The 8,654-nt window shown below is 39.9% G+C and carries 9 protein-coding genes; 6 read left to right on the top strand and 3 right to left on the bottom strand.

Annotation, left to right across the window (positions count from 1 at the left end; all coding sequences use genetic code 11):
* The first annotated feature begins 632 nt into the window (after window positions 1–632).
* The 5 genes from AACQ42_RS15560 to AACQ42_RS15540 all read left to right on the top strand — a co-directional run bounded on the left by AACQ42_RS15560 (window position 633) and on the right by AACQ42_RS15540 (window position 4,072).
* Window positions 633–1,142: a hypothetical protein gene (locus AACQ42_RS15560; RefSeq protein ID WP_094166215.1), complete on the top strand. Its 510-nt coding sequence runs from the start codon at window positions 633–635 to the stop codon at window positions 1,140–1,142.
* A 148-nt stretch (window positions 1,143–1,290) separates the two neighbouring features.
* Window positions 1,291–1,752, top strand: coding sequence for a hypothetical protein (locus tag AACQ42_RS15555; RefSeq protein ID WP_094166214.1), 462 nt, complete (start codon window positions 1,291–1,293; stop codon window positions 1,750–1,752).
* Window positions 1,685–2,317 (top strand): hypothetical protein, encoded by a 633-nt coding sequence (locus AACQ42_RS15550; RefSeq protein WP_176429723.1) that lies wholly within the window; start codon window positions 1,685–1,687, stop codon window positions 2,315–2,317. The genes AACQ42_RS15555 and AACQ42_RS15550 overlap by 68 nt, the downstream gene beginning before the upstream one ends.
* 262 nt (window positions 2,318–2,579) lie before the next feature.
* A complete protein-coding gene (locus AACQ42_RS15545) occupies window positions 2,580–3,215 on the top strand; it encodes a CatB-related O-acetyltransferase (protein ID WP_094166212.1) in 636 nt (211 codons plus the stop codon).
* 152 nt (window positions 3,216–3,367) lie between these two features.
* Window positions 3,368–4,072 (top strand): HNH endonuclease, encoded by a 705-nt coding sequence (locus AACQ42_RS15540; RefSeq protein ID WP_017050352.1) that lies wholly within the window; start codon window positions 3,368–3,370, stop codon window positions 4,070–4,072.
* Window positions 4,073–4,214: 142 nt separating this feature from the next.
* On the opposite strand, the gene AACQ42_RS15535 is transcribed toward AACQ42_RS15540, so the two are convergent.
* Window positions 4,215–5,081, bottom strand: coding sequence for a DUF2971 domain-containing protein (locus AACQ42_RS15535; RefSeq protein WP_141195671.1), 867 nt, complete (start codon window positions 5,079–5,081; stop codon window positions 4,215–4,217).
* A 1,151-nt stretch (window positions 5,082–6,232) separates the two neighbouring features.
* A complete protein-coding gene (locus tag AACQ42_RS15530) occupies window positions 6,233–6,808 on the bottom strand; it encodes a hypothetical protein (protein WP_094166210.1) in 576 nt (191 codons plus the stop codon).
* Between the two features lie 698 nt (window positions 6,809–7,506).
* Between AACQ42_RS15530 and AACQ42_RS15525 the strand changes: the two genes are divergently transcribed.
* Window positions 7,507–7,920 carry an RDD family protein gene (locus tag AACQ42_RS15525; protein WP_047691333.1) on the top strand — a complete coding sequence of 138 codons (414 nt, stop codon included), beginning with the start codon at window positions 7,507–7,509 and terminating at the stop codon, window positions 7,918–7,920.
* A 143-nt stretch (window positions 7,921–8,063) separates the two neighbouring features.
* On the opposite strand, the gene AACQ42_RS15520 is transcribed toward AACQ42_RS15525, so the two are convergent.
* A complete protein-coding gene (locus tag AACQ42_RS15520) occupies window positions 8,064–8,465 on the bottom strand; it encodes a YkgJ family cysteine cluster protein (protein WP_094166209.1) in 402 nt (133 codons plus the stop codon).
* Window positions 8,466–8,654 lie beyond the last annotated feature (189 nt).

Below are 8,654 nucleotides of genomic sequence, written 5' to 3'. Positions count from 1 at the left end.
CTTTAGTGCAAAATTGAAGTTCAGTGTTTACAGTGTGTTTTTTAAGTTCGGCGGTGCGTTGTCAACCCCTTAGCCGGGCGTTATGCAACTCAGGTAAATTTAGGGGTTCAATCTTTGGGACTTCTCCGGCCATTCGTTTTGTGTTGTCGTCAAATGAGCTTTTTTACCCTAAAATTCGTGGTTAACTCAAGCCGTAAAACAGGCAAAGTTCTTTGTTTGCCTCAATGAGTTTTGGTGCTGGTTTGTTGCCAATTCAGCGTGCGCAAAGTGCGGAAAGGGCAAGTTAATCGAGCATTTTGCACTTGCTTAAAGTCTTGCTTGTAGGGTTTGTCTCATTCAAAAGCTTGGTTTGTTGTTGAACGGTGGACTTTGTTTTGGCGGCTTATTTATCTCGGCTCCTACTTGGGTTGGTTCTTGAATCACTCAACCATTGCAATTGTGGCTTTTGGTCGTGTAAAGTTAGTTTATCTCATTGAATTTGCATAATAAATGGCTCAAGAGGGATTGCCAACGCGTGGCGGTTTTAGTGCAAAATTGAAGTTCAGTGTTTACAGTGTGTTTTTTGAGTTCGGCGGTGCGTTGTCAACCCCTTAGCCGGGCGTTAGGCTAATAACATAAATTTGAGGTATTGAGTGAACTGGATTTCGGAAATTTTTAAGGATATTACTGTATCTAAAACTCTAACTGGAGCGTGCTTTATCACAGGTATATCGTTGCTTTTTGTTCCTACTTTTTTCCCTGATACGTTAGAAGCACTTCCAAAAAATTGGGCTACAGGAATACTCGGTGTAGTCGTGTTTTCTGGCTGTTTGCTTTTGTTTTGGGGATTACGAGCGATAAGAGAGGGAATTGTTAGTTTCATAACAACGAAAACGCAAAATAGTCTCTCTCAGAGTCTTACTAATTTTGAACTGAGCTTTGTTTTTGAGCTTGGAAAGTTGGCTGATAAAACAATGGACCTAGACAATATTAACTATAATTCAGCCACTTTTAGTAAGTTAGAGTTACTCGATGTATGTAGGACTTTAAAAGAAAAAGGCTTGCTTGACGTAAATTGCTATGACGAGAACCTAGTGTCTTTGAGCGAGAATGGGCGTAAAAAAGCCCTTGAATTGCATAAAGCGCAAGCGTTGAAAAATTAGCCTAACAAATTGTTTAAGAGGGATTCGCAACGCGTGGTGTTTTTACTATGCGTTGAGTTTAGTGTTTAAGTGGTATGCAGCGGCTTTGGTATTGCGTTGCTCACCCCTTAACAAGGCGTTAGAAATTCCATCTAGTAATGAGTGTGAAATGGGCAGTATTAAGAAAGAATTATTCGAATTATCAAGTATATTTTGGCGAGCGGTCATGTCCAGCAGAGCTATTCATATCTTGCTGTTCAAAGGTCTAGGTATAATTGCGGTAGCCGCTGTTTCTGGTTATGCGGCTAAACTGTTTACCTTACTTCCGCTGGATATCCAAGCGCAAACGCAGCTTGAACTGGCTGCGTCTGAAGTTAACTTATATAAAATGCACCAAATAGGAACAATCAAAGAAGTAGCAATGGCCCAGGCAAACTTGCGGGCCGCTGAGTATTCAACCAACTTAATAAGTATAAGTCTCAATGCGTTGGAAAACTGGTTTTTAGCTGCTGTACCATGGTGTTGGATAATGCTCGTATTCGCTTTCTTGCATTGGAGTTTATATGAAATATATAAGCACTATGATCTTCGCAAGGAACGTTCTGGGTGTGGCGCTGAGGAGCATTTCTAACAAAGCGTTTAAGACAGATTCCCAACGCTTGGCATTTTCAGTGTTTGTCGTCGGGTTTTGTGTTTGCAGTGGTATGGTTAGGTTTCGTGGTGGCGTTGCTCACTACTTAACGCGGCGTTATATAAATGGTGAAATTTTGGAAATTACTCAGTTTGAGCGTGTAGACCAGTATGTTGATTCGTTCTGTAACTATATTGATGATTATCGTAAAAACCTCAACAAGCAGGGTATTTGGCTCTTTCTCGCTACATTAGGTATCTGGAGTGTCGAACCGGACTATCTGAAGCAAATAGCTATTTTTATAACCTTTATCATTTTTTCTTCAAAGTTGTTTAAAGAGTGGGAGGTTGAAGGGAGTCATTTTACCTTCACAGTAGCATCTGGGTTGGTCGAGCATAAAATTGACTCTCTGGATAATGAAAATGAAAGAGAGTTTATGCGCCAAGTTTTTGCATTAAAAAAGAAGGAAAAAATTAATTTTTTCATTGCTTTGAGACAATCATATGTATATGTCCTTACGTTTGCATTTTTTGTTCTGTGTTATTTTGAAATGCTAGTGTGGTAATTTATATAACAAACGCTTCAAGAGGGACAGCCAACGCGCGGCATTTTTACTATGCGTTGGTTTTTGTGGTTACGGTGTTATGCGGAGGCTTGGTAGTAGCGTTGTCTGCCCCTTAAGCGGGCGTTATGTGCTATCATTCACGCCTTTCAATTAACGGTGTTTTTTATGAAACTTATTCCTCTTTTAAAGCAGCCACGCATTCACTGACGGCATAGTGTTATTTCAATAATTCTTATTATTTAACATTAGCTTGAGGTTTAGTATGCACAAAAAGCATTGGTCAAAATTTCAGTTACTCCATGAGGTAGTAACTAACCCTAATATTTCTATCAAAGGCACACATAGTTATTACAGTGACTGCTGGGACAATGGATTTGAGGAATCTGTTGTTCGGTATCTTCATGGTGATGAAGTGAGTCGTGAATGGGAACCTAGGTGGGAAATCGATAAACTCCATATTGGTGCTTACGTTTGCATCGGCGCAGAGGCAGTTATCTTAATGGGTGGTAATCATACCCATAGGGCGGATTGGTTCTGTTTATATCCATTTATGGACTACATTGATGAAGCGTATATAGGCAAAGATGATACCTTTATTCATGATGGTGCATGGCTTGGGATGAGATCAATGGTTATGCCTGGTGTGACAATCGGAGAAGGAGCCATAGTTGCTGCAAATAGCGTGGTAACTAAAGATGTTGCCCCTTATAGTGTTGTTGGTGGCACGCCTGCCAAATTAGTCAAATATCGTTTTGACGAATCGGTAATTGCCGAACTGTTGAAAATGCAAATCTATAATTGGCCCACAGAGAAGTTTGAAGCCTTAAAGCGATATCTATGTGCATCAGACATTCAACAACTAAAGAGCGCAGCAGCAGCTTACGATGTTGAAAAATAGCACATAACAAACGCTTCAAGAGGGACAGCCAACGCGCGGCATTTTTACTATGCGTTGTTTTTTGTGATTACGGTGTTATGCAGGAAGTTGGTAATGGCGTTGTCTGCCCCTTAAGCGGGCGTTATATGCTTCCATCAATTAGGTAGTTCAAAATGAGTAGAAAAAAATTTATGGAGTCTGTTGGTGCTACTTGCAGCAATTGGAATTGGAGCTGGTCGTTTGTTAATCACGAAGAAAGGTTTGTGGTTTTTGGCCATTGGGATGTCCATAAAGACGGCCTAATTTTTGATGAAAGTTGGAAAGGGCCAGGAAGAAAGCAGTCCCTAGAGCATATATCGCTGATTCAAAATAATGGTTATCACCTAAAAACCTTTCCTATGCAGTATGACCAAACTGAAACAGGAACAGCCAAAATTAAAAGTTTTGATTGGATTCTTGAGGAGAAACATTTAGCCGGAGTCGATGGACTTTGGTATGCATTAAATTACTCTGAAAGCGTTGATATAACTTCAATAGAAGAAGTCGTTCATCCAGAAACGTATATTGAAGGGGCAACAAAAGAGATCTCGGTAAATGCTTACGAACGCAACCCAGATGCTAGAGCTAAATGTATATTGCACTATGGATGTAAATGTTATGTCTGTAAATTTGACTTTCAGGAAGTTTATGGAGACATAGGAAGGGGCTTTATTCATGTGCATCATGAGGTTTCGCTTGCTGAGATCAAAAAAGAGTATTCCGTTGATCCGATTAAAGACCTAAAGCCATTGTGCCCTAACTGTCATGGGATAATACATAGGACACATCCTCCAATATCTGTTGATTCTTTAATAAACTTGTTACGTTCTAGAAACTAACACGCATATAACAAACGGCTCAAGAGGGATTGCCAACGCGTGGCGGCTTTAGTACAAAATTGAAGCTCAGTGTTTACAGTGTGTTTTTTGAGTTCGGTGGTGCGTTGTCAACCCCTTAGCCGGGCGTTATACCTCTTTTGTATTATTCAATAGTAACGGTGAAATCGTCTCTTTTAGGGCAAGCTTTAAAGAGTGGAATACCTCGCTCGTTGCATACAAGCTTAAGAATACTTAGGCTAGTAGAAGCCAACTTTGAGCCATATACAATTGCCTTTATGGCATGCTTATCAAAAGGGACTAACATACCATTCGGTTCACCTTCTGGGCTAATAATTACATTTCTAATTTCCTTTTCATATTTCCAGCGGCTATGTTTCTGGAATATATGGTCGACGTTGCGTATTACTAGCTGTTTCTTAGAAACTGACATAGTTTGACCTTCAGAGTAATTGTGCACATATCTGTTGTCATTAGGGTCTGGTTTAACTAAGTCAAAGTCTTTATAAGTGAATAAAGTTGCTTTGTCTTCGTAATTGACATGGGCAAGTAGCTCATAGTGTTTAGAATTTTGGAGTTTATCTACATCATAGGCTATACAGATACCTCGCATGCCATCAGCATAATGTGACCACATCAACGCATCTGAAGGTTCCTGACTACAGCATGTAACTAGCGAGCTACGGTATCCCTGCTCAAGGTGTGTTATCGCAGTTTGCAGAGTCATCCGCATGAAGTCTTCAGCTTCTTTCTGCTTATTATTAACCAAATGAGATATTAATTTTTCTATTGGATCGAATAGAAGCAACTGTTTGTTTATCAATGCCAATGACTTATCGAGATCTTCTTTGTCAAAACACGACCAATCGAAAAAAAACGGGAGTTCATATGGGTCGTTTAAACTATCTAAAGATGCATGCCACATTGAACAATTCAAAATTTCAGATAACGTGTTTTCATTGAAAAAACGATACCTGAATATGCAGTTGTCAGTTAAGTCGCTAAAATTCAAAGCCAATCCCTTTAAGCTATTGTTTATTATCGTGTAACGGTACCAAGGTATAACAAAGCATTCAAGACGGATTCTCAACGCTTAGCATTTTTGGTTTGCTTTGAATTTAGTGTTTACGGCACAATGGTTTAGGTAGGGTGGTCTGCGTTGCTCACCACTTAATGCGGCGTTATGCAACTCTGGTAAATTTAGGGATTCAATCTTTTTAGATTTCTCCGGCCATTCGTTTTGCGTTGTCGGCAAATGAGCATTTTTACCCTAAAATTCGTGGTTTACTCAAGCCGTAAAACAGGCAAGGTTCTTTGTTTGCCTCAATCATTTTTAGCGTTGGCTTGCTGCCAATTCCGCGGGCGCAAAGTGTGGAAAGGGCAAGGTTATCAAGCGTTTTGTACTTGCTGAAGTTTTCGCTCGTTGAGTTTTCCTGACACAAACGCTTGGTTTGTAGCTGAAAGGTGGACTTTGTTTTGGCGGCTTATTTATCATGGCTCTTACTTGGTTGGATTCTTGAATCACTCAACCATTGCAATTGTGGTTTTTGGTCGTGTAAAGTCAGTTTATCTTATTGAATTTGCATAACAAGCGGTTAAAGAGGGACTGCCAACGCGTGGCGGTTTTTGTTCAAATCGGCCTTTGTGATTACGGTTGTTATTTTGAGTTCAGTGTTTTGCGTTGTCAGCCCCTTAACCGGGCGTTAGGCAAGGTGAGTTTTTATCAGCTAAATCGAGTTGGAATTGAGCGGTAAATTCCATGTTTTCTGGCTTAAGTTAAGCAATAAACAATCATCACATATTTGTTGTTTCTTGATCGCGTTGAGTTGCTTTTCGTTGTGAGTTTAGCGGCAAAATAACCTTCGGCATCCAAACGTCCGCCGAGCATGCTACGCTCGTTACTTTTCTTCCAAATCGCTTAATTTGAATTTTTTGTTTCTTTGCTGATTTAGGGTTTTGGTTTATAAATGAATGGGTTAGTTTGTTTTAAGTTTGCAAAAAGCTCGTTCTTTGGTTTTGAAAGTATTGTTGTCAATCGGTTGGCCTAACAAACGGCTCAAGAGGGATTGCCAACGCGTGGCGGCTTTAGTACAAAATTGAAGTTCAGTGTTTTCGGGGTGTTTTTTGAGTTCGGCAGTGCGTTGTCAACCCCTTAGCCGGGCGTTAGGCATCTTTCATTATATCTGTAAGTGCTTTATTGATATCGTTCAGTGCGCTATTTTTCCTAATTTGAAGTGCGAGATTTAGATTATGTATCGTTTTTGCGGAATCTAGTACTTCATATGGAACTTTCTCGTTGTCAACTAGCCACTTTGATATATCGGACCAGTACCATAAAGGGTTTTTATTTGACACTTTCATAGAGGGAGAAGGGAAGTTGCCATCTCCTCTTAAACCTTGATAAAAGTTGCTCATAGCAGACTTAGTTAAACCAGCCGCCACCGCTGATTCACTTAGGTTTACGTAATAAGGTGAGTCAATTGAAATCACTTCTAACTCACAACACTGAAGTGACTCGATTTTCTTTATTTTTTCAACGCAAGAGTTGTATAGCTCATTTTTGTTAATTAAAAAAGATACACTTAAGGCATTTTTGTGCTGTTCTACAATGACATCATGTACGTTATCCAGAGACATTAGCTCATCAGCTATGTCATCAATGGCTTCATCGCTCAACCGACTAGTACTATGTGTTTTCGATTTTACGATTAATTTTATCTCATATATAGAACTGTACATATTTCCTCAGAGCACCCACTAATTTCTTAATAAACCTAACGCCCGGCTAAGGGGTTGACAACGCACTGCCGAACTCAAAAAACACGCCGTAAACACTGAACTTCAATTTTGCACTAAAGTCGCCACGCGTTGGCAATCCCTCTTGAGCCGTTTGTTAGGCTTTCATCATCTAGAGCCTCAAACCTTGAGGCTCTCTCGTATCTACAATTATAATTATCGCTGAGTTTTAGCTCACTTGGACACATCTAAGCATTCTTTTTGCACACTCCTCTGGGTTACGTGGTGTAGATGCTATTCTAATAGAATGTATAACCATGCCATCTTTTCGTAGTATCAACCGTCCCCAGATATGAGCGCGCCCAGAAGCTTTTTTAACTTCATATCCATTTTGCATTGCGAATCTAATAACTGCATCAATCTCTTTGTTATGATGAAGCTTAGAAATTAGTGGGTACCTCTCAATCTATTTAAAAATTTTAATGATTATACTATCGGTGTGTTCATATGTACACACCCTAAGCAAAAAAGATCAATGCCTAACAAGGCGTTAAAGAGGGACACCCAACGCGTGGCATTTTTATTATGCGTTGGTTTTTGTGATTACGGTGTTATGCATTAAGTTTTTAGTGGCGTTGGCTGCCCCTTAACGCGGCGTTAGCAAATTTATTCGACATCTAACTCGCATGGAGGAAAAGTAAGTGGAAATAGATAGAGATTCGATCATTGAATCACATAGGCTGGCAAGCCCGGGTCTTCGTTATCTAGGGCAAATCATTGATGGTGCAATAAGTGCCACAATATTCATTTTCTTTCTTTGGCTCAGTACTTTAATTGGTTTATCCCAAGCTTCATCAAGCTTAATAGCATTTTCGGCGGCTGCTTTATATTTTCTACTTTCTGACGGTTTACCTAAAGGGCAAAGTCTCGGTAAGAAACTACTAGGGATCTCAGTTATAGATTCGGTTACAGGAAAAAGTTGTAGTTTCCCTCAGTCATTTTTTCGTAACCTTCTGACACCAATAATTGGTATGATCGACGCGGTCTTTATTCTTGGCAAAAGAAGACAGAGGTTAGGTGACAAGCTGGCAAAAACAATCGTTGTAGTAAATTAGCTAACAAACGCTTCAAGAGGGACAGCCAACGCGCGGCATTTTTACTATGCGTTGGTTTCGGTGATTACGGTGTCATGCGGTAAGTTGGTAGTAGCGTTGTCTGCCCCTTAAGCGGGCGTTATATGCAAGTGCAAAAATCAGCATTATGAATAGCTCGATGGTCGGCTTGAACTCATTAGCTTGTCTAGTTGCTTCTGAGCTTTTTTGGGGTTTACGAGGTCAACAACTTCGATCATTTCACATTCATCCCGAACCATTTCGTTGATCAGGCTAGGGTAGTGTCGGCAATCTTCTGGCCGGTCGAGGTAAATGCTACAGGTGTATTTATCTTTTTCTTCAGCTTTGGCTTTCGGTGCTAGTTCTAAAAACGGGCAACGGTGTAATTGTTTTCTTGTTTCTGGATCAAACCAGATTTTTCCATCTTTCACATACTCAAAAATGTCTGGGTTAAATAGCTCCCATAAGTCTATTTCTTCTTGTGTGGCAGCTAAATCCCCATCGCCATACTTGATACAGCATTTTCCACACTGGTTGCAGTCTTTCATTATGTTACTTCACAAAATAGGCTATTGATTTAGTCTATCATCAATAGTCATATTGGCTTTGGTGTTTGGGTTGAAAATTTGCATATAACAAGCAATTTAAGAGGGATTCACAACGCTTGGCATTTTTGCTTCTACTTCAAATTTAGTGTTTACGGTACAATGCGTTAAGTTGGGTGGTGGCGTTGTTCA

The organism is Vibrio sp. V12_P9A6T4 (assembly GCF_963874835.1).
In the GTDB taxonomy this organism is placed as follows: Bacteria; Pseudomonadota; Gammaproteobacteria; order Enterobacterales; family Vibrionaceae; genus Vibrio; species Vibrio anguillarum.
Note: the sequence above shows the minus strand (reverse complement) of the source record. Positions and strands in the feature narration are given on the sequence as shown.